We start from the raw sequence: 12,185 nt of genomic DNA, 5'->3' as shown, positions 1-12,185 counted from the left end.
CTGACAACCGTGCCTCGCCGTTGAAACCACACGGTTACGAGTGCCTCGCGGGCCCGCGGAGCGCCCCCACCGGCCGTATTGACAGGGCACTGGTCCAGACCGCACGGTGATCCGCGACACCTGCACCTCGGACACCTCGAACCGGACACCTCGAAGGGGCTTCGCCGATGAGCGACAGCAAGCTGGCCGGGCAGTTCCTCGACGCCGCGATCGGCCTGCTCCAGCGGGTCCGCGACGAGGAGGCCGACTCCATCGCCGCCGCCGGCACACTCATCGCGGACACCGTCGCCGACGGGGGCCGCCTGTTCGCCTTCGGCGCCGGGCACTCCTCGCTCGCCGCGCAGGACGTCGTCTACCGCGCGGGCGGCCTCGCCCTGATGAACCTGCTCACCGTCCCCGGAGTCGTCGGCGTCGACGTCATGCCGGCCACGCTCGGCTCCGCCCTGGAACGCGTCGACGGGCTCGCCAGTGCCGTCCTGGACTGCAGCCCGCTCCGCTCCGGCGACCTCCTCGTGATCATCTCCCTCTCCGGCCGCAACGCGCTGCCCGTGGAAATGGCCATGAACGCCCGCGCCCTCGGCCTCAAGGTCATCGGCGTGACCTCGGTCGCCTACACGGAACAGACGAAGTCCCGGCACGTCTCGGGCACCTTCCTCAAGGACCACTGCGACCTCGTCCTCGACTCGAAGATCGCGGTCGGCGACGCGGAAATCACCCTCGAGTCCGTCCCGGCCCCCTTCGCCCCCGCCTCCACCGTCGTCACCACGGCCCTGCTCCAGGCCGTCATGGCCACCGCCGCCGGCGCCCTCGCCGACCGCGGCATCGAGCCCCCGCTGCTGCGCTCGGGCAACGTGGACGGCGGCCACGAGTGGAACGGCCGCGTGATGACGGAGTACGGCGACCGGATCTTCTACCGCCGCTGAGCCCCGCCGTACGCGCCCCTCAGGGGGCACGTCACGACTGCCCGAGCAGCCCCTCCAGATCCAGCGCCATCGCGATCCGTACGGCCACGTCCTCGGCGTACACCGCGTCCGTACGGTCGAACTGGCTGCGCCCCGACCCGCGCAGGAACGTCACCACGCCCAGTGTCCGCCCCCGGCTGCGCAGCACCGCGCACAGGGCGTGCACCGCGTCCGGCGGCCACTGACGGCTCACCGCCCACTCACGGGCGGCCTCCGGGTCGGACGCCGAGGCGCTGGCCCGCACCGATCCGGTCCGCTCGACACACTGGAGAGCGGGATGCCCGGTGCCGTACCGCACCGGCAGCCCGGCCTTCCCGGTGAGCAGGGTCGGCCCCGGCGCCCCCGAGGGCGTGGTCGCGATCCGTACGAGCCGGACCGGTCCCTCGCCGTCGGCCACGGAGCCGCCCGACACCCGGTCGATCACGGCATGGTCGGCGTATCCGGCGAGCGAGAAGTCCAGGTGGACGGTGGCCGCCTCGCCCGGGCTCTCGCACTCGGCGGCGGCGCGGGCCGCCCGGTGCAGCTGGTTGGCGCGGAAGCGCAGCAGCGCCGCCTCCTGCTCGGTCTGCTTGGCCTCGGTGACGTCCTGGAACAGCCAGCCGACGCCCAGCGGCACGGGCTCCTCCGCGAGCGGCGAGGCGAGCCGCAGGAAGCCACTGCGCCAGCACCGCCGCTGCTCGCCCTCGGCGGTCCGCACGCTCACCCACATCTCGGCCGGAGCGGGCGGCGCCCCCTCCGCGAGCACATGCGTCAGCGCGCTCTCCAGCTCCTCGACACCCTGCGACAGCAGCTCACCCAGGGGCCGCCCGAGGACCGCCGTACGCCCGATGCCGAGGGCGCGAGCCGCGTGCGCGTTGACGACCGCCGGCCGCAGATCGGCGTCCACGAGGACGACACCCCAGCTGGCGTCCTCGAAGAGGGCCTCGCTCAGCGCGATGGACCGCTCCAGATCGATCTGGGCGTGCACCTCGCTGAAGGCGCAGTACACCCCGGCGGGCTTCCCGTCCGGCCCGCGCACGGCAGCCGACTGGGTCCGTACGAGCACCCGCCCGCCGTCCTTGGTCAGCAGCGCGAACTCGTGCACCTGCCGCCCCGGGGCCTGCATCACCGACAGCAGCCGCTCCTCGACCTCCTCGGCGTCCGCGGTCCGTACGGCCCATCCGGCGAACCCGTGCCGCCCGACCGCCTCGGCCGCCGTCCACCCGAGAATCCGCTCCGCCTCACGGTTCCAATGGGTCACCACACCATCGGCATCGAACGCGCACAACGCCGCGTCCATCCCATCCAGCAGCGCGGCAAGCAGATCGGACCCGTCCCGCTCGGGCTCAGGCTCATGCCCGGGCTCGCGCTCGGGCTCGTCCGGCCCCAGCTCGTCCGTGGTCCCACTACGCCGGGAAGCACTCACCTGGACCCCCTGCAGGCTGCGTCCGCACGTACGGCGCGACAGTTCACTCTCTATGAATCATTCAACTCGAACGTGACCCAGCCCACACCTGGTTCCCGGAAGTTTCGACGAAATCGTTGTACGCCGAAAAAACCGGTTGAGCCGTCGCCGACGGGTTCCTAATGTGTGGGGCACACGAGAAGGGAGGTGGTTTGGCAGATGTATGCAAACCGGACGCGTGAGGTGGCTGCGGGCTAGCGGCCCGTCACCACATCCAGTGCGGTGCCGGACCAGCGCGTGAAATGAGCGTGCAGCCGGCCCAATCTCCAGCAGTCACCCGACCCGCGGGCTCGCCGGTACGTCCGGCCGGCTTCTCACCGTTCACCGGTGGGGGACCTGAGTCCGCGGGTCGTCTGCGTTTCCGGGGTCCCGGAAGGGTTTTCTGCGGCGTGTGAGGCCCGGCACATACGAATCTTCGGTACCGCAGTATCCTGGGCGCATGGTTCCGATGCTTGTTCGACGCCGACACGTGGACTACGTGCGCGTCACGAGCATGGGCTGTCGACGGTCCGTCTGACCTCCGGCCCCCTGTTTCCCTTCTTTTCTTCTCTTTCTTCCACTTGGCACCCGTGGCCCCCCGCCCCACCCCTGGCGGCTGCCCGGGCACCCGTACACCCTGCGGACGCACACCATGTCTCAGTACCAGCAGCTTCCGATCATCGATCTCTCCGCCGCCGATCGCGGGCCGCAGGCGCGTGCGCTGCTGCACGCTCAGCTGCACAGTGCCGCCCATGACGTGGGGTTCTTCCAGCTCGTCGGGCACGGGGTCACCGAGGACGAGACCGACGCCCTGCTGCGTGCCATGCACGCCTTCTTCGCGCTGCCGGAGGCCGACCGGCTGGCGCTCGACAACGTCAACTCGCCGCATTTCCGCGGCTATACGCGCACCGGCGACGAGCAGACCGGCGGCAGCCGGGACTGGCGGGACCAGCTGGACATCGGGGCCGAGCGGCCCGCGCGGACACCCGGGCCCGGTGAGCCCGCGTACTGGTGGCTGCAGGGTCCGAACCAGTGGCCCGCCGCGCTGCCCGAGCTGCGGCGCGCCGCCCTCGCGTGGGTCGACCGGCTCAGCGGCGTCGCGCGGCGGCTGCTGCACGAGCTGCTCACCTCGATCGGGGCGCCCGCCGGCTTCTACGACCCGGTCTTCGGGGAGCACGGCCACCCGCACCTGAAGCTCGTGCGCTATCCGGGCAGCGCGGGCGACGGCGCCGATCAGGGCGTCGGCGCGCACAAGGACTACGGCTTCCTGACGCTGCTGCTCCAGGACCAGGTGGGCGGTCTCCAGGTGCAGCGTGCGGACGGGCTGTTCCATGACGTGCCGCCGATTCCGGGGGCGTTCGTCGTCAATCTCGGCGAGCTGCTGGAAGTCGCCACGAACGGGTATCTCGTCGCGACCAACCACCGTGTGGTCAGCCCGCCCGGGGCCACCGAGCGGTTCTCCGTGCCCTTCTTCTACAACCCGCGGCTCGACGCGCGTGTCGAGCCGCTGCCCTTCCCGTACGCGTCCGGCGCTCCCGGCGTCACCGACGACCCGGCCAACCCGCTGTTCGCCGAGTACGGCTTCAACGAGCTGAAGGGCAAGCTCCGCGCCCACCCGCTCGTCGCCGCCCGTCACCACGCGGAGCTGCTCACGCCCGCGTGATGACCGGACGGCGTACGACATGACCGGACGGCGTATGGCGAAGGTCAGTGCGCGATGGTGTCGTAGCCCTCGATCTCCTGAGGGTTGCGCGAGCCGGGGCCCACGTAGCGCGCGGAGGGGCGTACGAGCCTGCCCGTGCGCTTCTGCTCCAGGATGTGCGCCGACCAGCCTGCGGTGCGGGCGCACGTGAACATCGAGGTGAACATGTGCGCCGGGACCTCCGCGAAGTCCAGGACGATGGCCGCCCAGAACTCGACGTTGGTGGCGAGGATGCGGTCGGGACGGCGGGCGTGGAGCTCGGCGAGGGCGGCCTTCTCCAGGGCCTCGGCGATCTCGTAGCGGGGTGCGCCCAGCTCGCGCGCCGTGCGCCGGAGCACGCGGGCGCGCGGGTCCTCGGCGCGGTACACCCGGTGACCGAAGCCCATCAGGCGCTCGCCCTTGTCGAGGGCCTGCTTTACGTAGGCCTCGGCGTCGCCCGTGCGTTCGATCTCCTCGATCATGTGCAGGACACGGGAGGGCGCGCCTCCGTGCAGCGGGCCGGACATGGCGCCGACCGCTCCGGAGAGGGCCGCGGCGACGTCCGCGCCGGTCGAGGCGATCACGCGGGCGGTGAACGTGGAGGCGTTCATGCCGTGCTCGGCGGCCGAGGTCCAGTAGGCGTCCACCGCGGCGACGTGCTTGGGGTCGGGCTCGCCGCGCCAGCGGATCATGAATCGTTCGGTGATCGAGTGGGCCTTGTCGATCTCGCGCTGCGGGACCATGGCCAGGCCCTGGCCGCGGGCGGACTGGGCGACGTACGAGAGCGCCATGACGGCGGCGCGGGCGAGGTCGTCGCGGGCTCGCTGGGCGTCGATGTCGAGCAGCGGCCGCAGGCCCCAGACGGGCGCGAGCATGGCGAGTGCGGACTGCACGTCGACGCGGATGTCGCCGGAGTGGACGGGGATCGGGAAGGGCTCGGCGGGCGGCAGGCCGGGGTTGAAGGCTCCGTCGACGAGCAGTCCCCAGACGTTGCCGAAGGAGACGTGGCCGACCAGATCCTCGATGTCGACGCCTCGGTACCGGAGTGCGCCGCCCTCCCTGTCCGGTTCGGCGATCTCCGTCTCGAACGCGATGACTCCTTCGAGTCCAGGCACGAAGTCGGACATCAGGCGGCTCCTCATGATGTGTGCGACAGCTGTTCTGTGGGGGTGGTGAAACAGCTGGTGACGAAGACGTGGCAGGGATGATGCTGCGGCTCGTAGTGATCGTCCGGTCCGGTTCCACGGTCGTTGTCGCACGACTCGCGGTCCGAAACTGTCACGTCACCCCGGTGATGCCCCGATCGGACGGCAGTCATCCAAACGGAACGGCATCAGCACGATAACCCCGAGTGCCACCCTTGTGGAGGGTCCACGGCACTCAGTGCCACCCGGCTGGGCCGTTCCGTTCCGTACGGCAGGATGACCACGTGACCGACCACGACCCCATCCTCGACCCCGCCGCGATGCGCAAGCGCTACAGGAACGAGGGCCTCGACGAGAACGACCTGGCCGCGCGTCCCATGGATCAGTTCGCCCGCTGGTTCAAGCAGGCCGTGCAGGCCGCCGTGCAGGGTGTGGTGTACGAGCCGAACGCGATGGTCGTCTCCACCGCCGACGCCGAGGGCCGGCCCAGTTCGCGCACGGTGTTGCTGAAGCAGTACGACGAACAGGGCTTCGTCTTCTACACCAACTACGACTCCCGCAAGGCCCGTGACCTGGCCGCCAACCCGTACGTCTCGCTGACCTTCCCGTGGCATCCGATGGCCCGCCAGATCGTCGTCACGGGCGTCGCGCGGCGCACCGGGCGCGACGAGACGGCGGCGTACTTCCGCACCCGCCCGCACGGCTCGCAGCTCGGTGCCTGGGCCAGCGCGCAGTCCTCGGTCCTCTACACCCGGGCCGACCTGGAGGCCTCCTACGAGGAGTTGAAGGCCCGCTATCCGGAGGGCGAGCAGGTGCCGGTGCCGCCGAACTGGGGCGGTTTCCGTATCGCCCCGCAGGCGGTCGAGTTCTGGCAGGGCCGCGAGAACCGGTTGCACGACCGGCTGCGGTACGTGGCCGAGCCGGACGGGTCCTGGCGGGTGGAGCGGCTCAGTCCCTGACTGCGGGACGACTGTGCCGTTATGCCGTCAGGGTTTCGTCGAGCAGTACGGCCCACTGCGCCACCACGCGTTCGCGGCGCCCCGCGTCGTCCGTGAGCAGGTTCGCGAGGCCGAGGCCGCGGGCCATGTCGAGGAGGCCCTGCACGGTCTCGCGTACGCCCGGGCGGGACTCGTCGGCGGCGAGGAGGTCCACGGCGATGCGGTGGGTCTCGCGGCCCACGCGGGCTTCGAGTTCGGTGACGCGGGGGCGGAGCTGTTCCTCGTTGGAGGCGGCGACCCAGAGGTGCAGGGCGGCGCGGAAGAGGGGGCCCGTGTAGAGGTCGACGAGGGCGGCGACCACGGCGTGGCGGTCGGTGGCGCCCTCGGGGAAGAGGGCGCGGATCGCGGTGGAGCGCTCCTCGGCGACGTACTCGACGGCCGCGGTGAACAGGTCCTCGCGGGTCGGGAAGTGGTGCTGGGCGGCGCCGCGGGAGACTCCGGCGCGTTCGGCGACCACGGAGACGGTGGAGCCCGCCCAGCCGCGTTCGGCGAGACAGGCCACGGCGGCCTCCAGGAGCCGTCGCCGGGTGGCCCGGCTGCGGTCCTGTTTGGGGGTACGTTCCACACGGTCGCCGGCCGTGCTCACAGCGCCCATGCGGGATCCCGTCGTTCTAGGAAGGCCGTCATGCCCTCGCGGGCCTGCGCGGAGGAGAACAGGCGGGCCGAGAGGGCGGTCAGGTCGGCCGCGTCCCGGTCGAAGGCTTCCAGCACCCTAGCGGTGAGCAGCAGTTTCGTCTCCTCCAGGCCCTGGGGGGCGGCCCTCCGCAGTCCGTCGAGGATGGGTTCCAGTACGTCGTCCACGTCGTCGCCCGCCGCGGTCAGCAGGCCGATGCGGGCCGCCTCGGCGGCGTCGAAGCGTTCGCCGGTGAGGTAGTAGCGGGCGAGGGCGCGGGGGTCGGTGCGGGGGAGCAGCGGCAGGGAGATCACCGCGGGGGCCACCCCTATCCGTACCTCCGTGAAGGCGAAAGTCGCCTGGGTGGACGCCGCCCCTATGTCGCAGGCCGCCAGCAGGCCCAGGCCGCCCGCCCGCACATGACCGGTCACCCGGGCCACGACGGGTTTGCGCAGCGTGACGATCTGCCGGAGCAGCGCCACCAGGGCGTCGGGGTCGGGAGGGTTCCTCAGGTCGGCGCCCGCGCAGAACGTGTTGCCGGTGTGGGTGAGGACGAATGCCCGTACGTCGGCGTCGTTCTCGCCTTTGGCCAGGCTGTCGGCCAACTGCCCCACCAGCGCCGCCGAGAGGGCGTTGCGGTTGTGCGGGGAGTCGAGGGTGAGGGTCTCGATGCCACGCGCGCGTGTACGGCCGATCAGTGTCACGCCTGCTCCCTGAGATCGCGCAGTTCGCGGCGGAGGATCTTCCCGGAGGCGGCGCGGGGCACGGCGTCGATGAAGGTGACGCCGCGGACCCTCTTGTACGGGGCGACGCGCTCGGCGACGTACATCATGACCTCTCCTTCGGAGAGGTCCCCGGCGGCCTGTTGGCATACTACGTAGGCGTGCGGTACCTCGTTGTTGTCTTCGTTGTAGACGCCTATGACGGCGGCGTCGGCGATGCCGGGGTGGGTGAGCAGGAGGGCTTCGAGTTCGGCGGGGGCGACCTGGAAGCCCTTGTACTTGATGAGTTCCTTGACGCGGTCGACGACGAACAGCCAGCCGTCGCCGTCCACGTGGCCGACGTCTCCGGTGTGCAGCCAGCCCTCGGGGTCGATCATCTGCGCGGTGGCGTCGGGGCGGCCGAGGTAGCCCTTCATGACCTGGGGGCCGCGGATGGCTATCTCGCCGGGTTCGCCGACGTCGAGGTGCTTGTCGGGGTCGTCGAGGGAGACGATGCGCATCTCGGTGCCCGCGATGAGCCTGCCGACCGTCCCCGGGGGCGGGTTCTCGGCGGCCAGGGGCACCAGGTGGGTGCAGGGGGAGAGTTCCGTCATGCCGTAGCCCTGGCCGATGGGCGGCAGGCCGAGCCGCCGCGAGCAGGCCGCGGCGAGCTTCGCGTCGAGGGGGGCCGCGGAGGAAATGATGTGCTTGAGGGACGACAGGTCGTAGCTCGCGACGTCCGGGTGCTTGGTGAGGGCGAGGACGATCGGCGGTGCCACGAAGAGGGTCGTGATGCGGTGTTTCTCGATGGCCGCGAGGAAGGTGCCGATGTCGAAGCGGGGCAGTACGACGACGGTGGCGCCCTGCCGCAGCGGCGCGTTCATGAGGGCCGTCAGCCCGTAGATGTGGAAGAACGGCAGCACGGCGAGGATGCGGTCGCCGGGGCCCATCGGCATGCAGGGCAGGAGCTGCGCGAGGTTCGTGGCGATGGACCTGTGGGTGAGCATCACGCCCTTGGGGATGCCGGTCGTTCCGGAGGAGTACGGAAGGGCCGCCACGTCCTCGGCGGGGTCGATGTCGATGTGCGGCTCGGGGGCGGTCGTGGCGAGCAGGTCGGTCAGGGAGCGGTGCCCGGGGGCGCTGTCGCAGACGAAGATCTCCCGTACGCCGCCGGCGCGTTCGGCGGCCTCGCGCGCCGCCTCCAGGAGGGGTGAGACGGTCACGATCCAGGAGGCGGCGCTGTCGCGCAGCTGCTTGGCGAACTCCTCGGGCGTGGCGAGGGGGTGCACGGTGGTGACCGAGGCACCCGCGCGCGTGGCGGCGAAGAACGCCGTGGGGAAGGCGATGGTGTTCGGGCTGTGCAGGGCCAGGACGTCGCCCTTGCGGACGCCCGCCTCGGCGAGGGCGGCGGCCAGCCGGCGGTGGAAGACGTCCAGTTGCGCGTAGGTGAGCGTGGTGCCGTCGGCGCCGTCGATCAGTGCGGGCGTGTCGCCGCGCTCCGCGGCGCGGCCGAGGACCGCGTCGTGAATGGGCTCCTCGACGGCCGGGACATCTGCGTACTCGCTGCGGAACACGGTTCCTCCTGGCGCGGCTTCGGGCGGGCTCTGAGCAGGCTCTCAGTACGACTTGGGCAGTCCGAGTGTCTGGTGGGAGACGTAGTTGAGAATCATCTCCCGGCTCACCGGAGCAATACGAGCCACACGGGAGGCCGTTATCAATGAGGCGAGCCCGAATTCGCGGGTGAGGCCGTTGCCGCCGAGGGTGTGGACGGCCTGGTCGACGGCCTTCACGCAGGCTTCCGCGGCCGCGTACTTCGCCATGTTGGCGGCCTCGCCCGCGCCGATGTCGTCCCCGGCGTCGTAGAGGTGGGCCGCCTTCTGCATCATCAGGCGGGCGAGTTCGAGCTCGATGTGGGACTGGGCGAGGGGGTGTGCGACGGCCTGGTGGGCGCCGATGGGCTCCTTCCAGACGGTGCGCTCGCGAGCGTAGGCGATGGCTCGCGACAGCGCGTAGCGGCCCATGCCGATGGCGAAGGCGGCCGTCATCACGCGTTCGGGGTTGAGGCCGGCGAAGAGCTGGAGGAGGCCGGCGTCCTCGTCGCCGACGAGCGCGTCGGCGGGCAGCCGTACGTCGTCGAGGGTGAGCTCGAACTGCTTCTCCGCGCCCTGGAGTTCCATCTCGATCCGCTGCCGGTGGAAGCCCTCGGCGTCGCGCGGGACGATGAACAGGCAGGGCTTGAGGCTGCCGGTGCGGGCGTCCTCGGTGCGGCCGACGACGAGGGTCGCGTCCGCGATGTCGACGCCGGAGATGAACACCTTGCGGCCGGTGAGGAGCCAGTCGCCGGTGTCCGGGTCGCGGCGGGCGGTGGTGGTGATGCGGTGGGAGTTGGAGCCCGCGTCGGGTTCGGTGATGCCGAAGGCCATGGTGCGGCTGCCGTCGGCGAGTCCGGGCAGCCACTGCTGTTTCTGCGCGTCCGTGCCGAAGCGGGCGATGACGGTGCCGCAGATCGCGGGCGAGACGACCATCATCAGCAGCGGACAGCCGGCCGCGCCCAACTCTTCCAGCACGATGGAGAGTTCGGCGATGCCGCCGCCTCCGCCGCCGTAGTCCTCCGGCAGGTTGACGCCGAGGTAGCCGAGTTTGGCGGCCTCGGACCAGAGTGCGTCCGGGTGGCCGCCTTCGGCGATGGTCCGGGTGAGGTACTCGCGGCCGTAGCGCTTGCCGAGTGCGGCGACCGCGGCACGCAGGTCCTTGTGCTCCTGGGTTTCGAGGGTGACGCTCATGCGGGCTGTTCCTCCTGTGCGACTACGACGGCGAGCAGGGCGCCGACCTCGACCTGGTGGCCGGGGGCGGCGTGCAGGGCGCTGAGCGTGCCGGAGACGGGCGCGGAGATCTTGTGCTCCATCTTCATCGCCTCCAGCCAGAGCAGGGGCTGTCCGGCGCTCACGGCGGCTCCCACGGCCAGTCCCTCGGCGACGCGGACGACGGTGCCGGGCATGGGCGCGAGCAGCGAGCCGGGTTCGCGCTGGGCGGTGGGGTCGGGGAAGCGGGGCAGCGCGGTGAGCGCGGTCGCGTTCACGTGCACCTTGTCGCCGTAGCGCGCGACGGCGAACCTCCGCTGCACACCGTCGATTTCGAGGACGACGAGGTCGGGGGTCGCCCGCACCACCCGCACGCCTTCGACGGTCAGCCCGTCACGGGTGTGGCGGTAGCGGACCTCGTGTTCCTCACCGGCCATGACGTACCGCTTGACCTGCGGCTGTGAGGCCACGTTGCGCCAGCCGCCGAACCGGGAGCGCCCGTGCGCGTCCGCGAGCGCGGCGGCCAGCGGGGCGTACGGGTCGGGGGCCGGCGCGGTCAGCTCCGCCAGGTGCCGGTCGTAGAACCCGGTGTCCATGCGGGCTCCGGTGAACTCCGGGTGCCTGAGCGACCGTACGAGGAGGTCGCGGTTGGTGACCGGGCCGTGGATCTCGGCCCCGCTCAGGGCGGCCGCCAGCTTGCGGACGGCCTCCGCGCGCGTGGGGGCGTGCGCCACCACCTTCGCGAGCATCGGGTCGTAGTGGACGCCGATGGGGTCGCCGTCGGTGTAGCCGGTGTCGAGGCGGACGGCGCCCGGTACGGCGAGGCGGTGCAGGGTGCCGGTCTGCGGGGCCCAGGCGTGCGCCGGGTCCTCCGCGTACAGGCGGGCCTCGACGGCGTGCCCACGCGCGCGTGGCGGGTCGTTCTCGAGGGCGGCCCCTTCGGCGACCCGGATCTGGAGGGCCACCAGGTCCACGCCGAACACGGCTTCCGTCACGGGGTGTTCGACCTGGAGGCGGGTGTTCATCTCCAGGAAGTGCGCCCGGCCGTCGGCGACGAGGAACTCGACGGTGCCCGCGCCGACGTAGTCGACGGCGCGCGCGGCGCGTACGGCCAGCGCGCACAACTCCTCCGTGAGCTCCTCGGAGAGGCCGGGTGCCGGGGCCTCCTCGATCACCTTCTGGTGGCGGCGCTGGAGGGAGCAGTCGCGGGTGCCGAGCACCCACACCGTGCCGTGTGTGTCGGCGAGGATCTGCACCTCGACGTGCCGGCCGCCCTCCACGTAGGGCTCGACGAAGACCTCGCCGTCGCCGAAGGCGCTGAGGGCCTCAGCGCGGGCGGCGGCCAGTTCGCCGTCCAGGTCGGCGAGTTCGCGTACGACCCGCATCCCGCGGCCCCCGCCGCCCGCCGCCGCCTTCACCAGCACGGGCAGGTCCGCGGCCGTGACCTCGGCCAGCGGCTCGAGGCCCATCAGCTTCTTGGCGCGCGTCTTGGACGCCATCGCCTCGATCGCCTCCGGCGGCGGCCCGATCCAGACGAGCCCGGCGTCGGTGACGGCCCGCGCGAAGTCGGCGTTCTCGGACAGGAACCCGTACCCCGGGTGCACGGCGTCGGCGCCGGCCGCCAGCGCCGCCTTCACGATCAGGTCGCCGCGCAGATACGTCTCCGAGGGCGCCGCCCCCGGCAGCCGTACCGCCGCGTCGGCCACGCGCGCGTGGAGGGCGTTCTCGTCGGCGTCCGAGTACACGGCGACGGTCCGGATTCCCCATTCACCACAGGTGCGGAAGACCCGGCAGGCGATCTCACCGCGGTTGGCCACAAGGACGGAAGCAATCACTGGAGGGACCTTCGTAGTCGTCATGG

The 12,185-nt window shown here is 71.6% G+C and carries 10 protein-coding genes; 3 read left to right on the top strand and 7 right to left on the bottom strand.

Annotated features, from left to right (window positions below; all coding sequences use genetic code 11):
- Positions 1-167: 167 nt before the first annotated feature.
- Positions 168-923 carry an SIS domain-containing protein gene (locus AB5J56_RS25340; protein ID WP_369235267.1) on the top strand — a complete coding sequence of 252 codons (756 nt, stop codon included), beginning with the start codon at positions 168-170 and terminating at the stop codon, positions 921-923.
- A gap of 31 nt (positions 924-954) precedes the next feature.
- Here the strand turns inward: AB5J56_RS25340 and AB5J56_RS25335 are convergent, their stop codons facing one another.
- A complete protein-coding gene (locus AB5J56_RS25335) occupies positions 955-2,367 on the bottom strand; it encodes a PAS domain-containing protein (RefSeq protein WP_369235265.1) in 1,413 nt (470 codons plus the stop codon).
- Positions 2,368-3,037: 670 nt separating this feature from the next.
- Here AB5J56_RS25335 and AB5J56_RS25330 point away from each other — a divergent pair.
- On the top strand, positions 3,038-4,048 hold the full coding sequence (locus AB5J56_RS25330) for an isopenicillin N synthase family dioxygenase (RefSeq protein ID WP_369235263.1): 1,011 nt from the start codon (positions 3,038-3,040) through the stop codon (positions 4,046-4,048).
- 44 nt (positions 4,049-4,092) lie between these two features.
- Here AB5J56_RS25330 and AB5J56_RS25325 read toward each other — a convergent pair whose 3' ends face one another.
- The gene (locus AB5J56_RS25325) at positions 4,093-5,193 is read right to left on the bottom strand and encodes a citrate synthase 2 (protein WP_369235261.1); all 1,101 of its coding nucleotides are present in this window, start codon (positions 5,191-5,193) and stop codon (positions 4,093-4,095) included.
- 302 nt (positions 5,194-5,495) lie between these two features.
- On the opposite strand from AB5J56_RS25325, the gene pdxH reads away from it, so the two are divergent.
- Entirely contained in the window at positions 5,496-6,170 is a 675-nt protein-coding gene (gene pdxH, locus AB5J56_RS25320) for a pyridoxamine 5'-phosphate oxidase (protein ID WP_369235259.1), read from the top strand.
- Positions 6,171-6,189: 19 nt separating this feature from the next.
- Here the strand turns inward: pdxH and AB5J56_RS25315 are convergent, their stop codons facing one another.
- Genes AB5J56_RS25315 through AB5J56_RS25295 form a run of 5 tightly spaced genes read right to left on the bottom strand, consistent with a single transcriptional unit; the run spans position 6,190 to position 12,159 of the window.
- Positions 6,190-6,804, bottom strand: coding sequence for a TetR/AcrR family transcriptional regulator (locus AB5J56_RS25315; RefSeq protein ID WP_369235257.1), 615 nt, complete (start codon positions 6,802-6,804; stop codon positions 6,190-6,192).
- Entirely contained in the window at positions 6,792-7,526 is a 735-nt protein-coding gene (locus tag AB5J56_RS25310; protein WP_369235255.1) for an enoyl-CoA hydratase family protein, read from the bottom strand. The genes AB5J56_RS25315 and AB5J56_RS25310 overlap by 13 nt, the downstream gene beginning before the upstream one ends.
- The gene (locus AB5J56_RS25305; RefSeq protein ID WP_369235253.1) at positions 7,523-9,097 is read right to left on the bottom strand and encodes a 4-coumarate--CoA ligase family protein; all 1,575 of its coding nucleotides are present in this window, start codon (positions 9,095-9,097) and stop codon (positions 7,523-7,525) included. The genes AB5J56_RS25310 and AB5J56_RS25305 overlap by 4 nt, the downstream gene beginning before the upstream one ends.
- A gap of 42 nt (positions 9,098-9,139) precedes the next feature.
- On the bottom strand, positions 9,140-10,306 hold the full coding sequence (locus AB5J56_RS25300; protein WP_369235251.1) for an acyl-CoA dehydrogenase family protein: 1,167 nt from the start codon (positions 10,304-10,306) through the stop codon (positions 9,140-9,142).
- Positions 10,303-12,159, bottom strand: a complete 1,857-nt coding sequence (locus tag AB5J56_RS25295; protein WP_369235249.1) for a biotin carboxylase N-terminal domain-containing protein — start codon at positions 12,157-12,159, stop codon at positions 10,303-10,305. Before AB5J56_RS25295 ends, AB5J56_RS25300 begins: the two co-directional genes overlap by 4 nt.
- Between the last annotated feature and the right edge of the window lie 26 nt (positions 12,160-12,185).

It is taken from the genome of Streptomyces sp. R21 (genome assembly GCF_041051975.1).
Lineage (GTDB): Bacteria > Actinomycetota > Actinomycetes > Streptomycetales > Streptomycetaceae > Streptomyces.
This window is presented reverse-complemented; position numbering and strand designations above follow the sequence as displayed.

What these genes read in the sequence shown, in the direction of transcription:
- AB5J56_RS25340 (WP_369235267.1), top strand. Translation starts at nt 168, where the DNA reads ATGAGCGACAGCAAGCTGGCCGGGCAGTTCCTCGACGCCGCGATCGGC.
- AB5J56_RS25330 (WP_369235263.1), top strand. Translation starts at nt 3,038, where the DNA reads ATGTCTCAGTACCAGCAGCTTCCGATCATCGATCTCTCCGCCGCCGAT.
- AB5J56_RS25325 (WP_369235261.1), bottom strand. Translation starts at nt 5,193, where the DNA reads ATGTCCGACTTCGTGCCTGGACTCGAAGGAGTCATCGCGTTCGAGACG.
- AB5J56_RS25315 (WP_369235257.1), bottom strand. Translation starts at nt 6,804, where the DNA reads ATGGGCGCTGTGAGCACGGCCGGCGACCGTGTGGAACGTACCCCCAAA.
- AB5J56_RS25300 (WP_369235251.1), bottom strand. Translation starts at nt 10,306, where the DNA reads ATGAGCGTCACCCTCGAAACCCAGGAGCACAAGGACCTGCGTGCCGCG.